Annotated in this window: 1 protein-coding gene; it reads right to left on the reverse strand. The window is 42.8% G+C overall.

Going from position 1 to position 1,209, the window contains the following annotated elements; genetic code table 11:
- Nucleotides 1-37: 37 nt before the first annotated feature.
- Nucleotides 38-1,126, reverse strand: a complete 1,089-nt coding sequence (locus tag ACFIJQ_RS08785; RefSeq protein WP_375629958.1) for a DUF3792 domain-containing protein — start codon at nt 1,124-1,126, stop codon at nt 38-40.
- Nucleotides 1,127-1,209: the final 83 nt, after the last annotated feature.

Genomic DNA, 1,209 nt, shown 5'->3' on the forward strand with positions numbered 1-1,209 from the left:
TGCAGCTTTTTATGTGTTTTCTTTAGAGGTAGAAGTTTTAAAGCATGAAAGTATCCTTACGGCTTCTATAACCATAATAACCAAAAACACTGGAAACAATGGCGCCTACCAGACTTCCTAAAAAGCCCCACCATCCCATATTGGAGGCTGCTTTTGTGGCTTTAGTTGCAGTGTTTTTTACTCCCTTGATAGTATCCTCAAGATTGTCCGAGAGTGTTTCTGCCTGTTCTTCAAGGGCTTTGATGGCTTTTTCGGTTTTTTCCTCGGCGCTTTGATAGATATGAACGGCACGGTTTACTGCTGTTTGTGCGTCCGAACGGGTCATGCCATCTTTTATGAGGGCATTGATGATATCACTTCGATCAAATTTTGTCGTGAGATCTTCTACACGATCAGACAGGCGCTCACCAAGATTTTTTAAAGTGGTGCGATAGTGAGAAGGATCATTTTTGAAAGCCGTGATCGCAGAACCAATATCGTTGAGTGCTGCTTGATAGGTTTGTTTCAAGCGATCAGGGTTGAGAGCAGGAATGTTGCTTTTATTGAGAAGGGTGCGCAATTCACTACCAAGCTGATCAAAATTGATACCATTGTCACTGTTTTTTGCAAAAAACTTTTCAAGACTTTCGCTGTTTAATTTTGCAAGTATGGGGGAAATATTGGTTTTGAGGCTGTCTACGGTTTGTTGGACCATGGAGCTGTTTTCTAGAGCAGTTTTAGCTCCTATCTTTGCTGTACTAGAAACCACGTGGATGGCTTGGAGGGTCATCAGCAATGTTATGAGAGCCCAAGTGAGAAAGCCATGAAGCGTCCCTGACGATTCAGCAAAACGTCCAGCTACAAAGCCTCCCAAGGCTAGGCTAATCAGTGTAACGATAACAGAACCCACGCCAAAGGAGAGGAAAGAGCCTTCAAATGGGGTTGAAGAGGTGAAATCCATTTGGCTTAAGCCTAACGCTGCTACCAGAAAAGAGAGGCAGATTGAGGTGGCAAGGGCTGTCACCAGTCCCGCAAAGATTGCGGACCATGAAATGGGTGTGTGAAAGAATGGATACTTTTCTTCTAGAGATGTTTCTCCTAGAAAATTCGTATCAAATGGTGTGTCTTCAGGAATGCGAGTTTCCATGTTTTATCTCCTTGAATATGCTGGAGATACAATGTCTTTTTGCCAATTATGTTCCAAAAGTGAATAGATATGCGCTAAAAAGG

It is taken from the genome of Bartonella sp. TT67HLJMS, from assembly GCF_042193375.1.
In the GTDB taxonomy this organism is placed as follows: domain Bacteria; phylum Pseudomonadota; class Alphaproteobacteria; order Rhizobiales; family Rhizobiaceae; genus Bartonella; species Bartonella grahamii.

Bases quoted from the DNA above. Each gene is read 5' to 3' on its own strand.
- ACFIJQ_RS08785 (WP_375629958.1), bottom strand. From the start codon at position 1,126: ATGGAAACTCGCATTCCTGAAGACACACCATTTGATACGAATTTTCTA.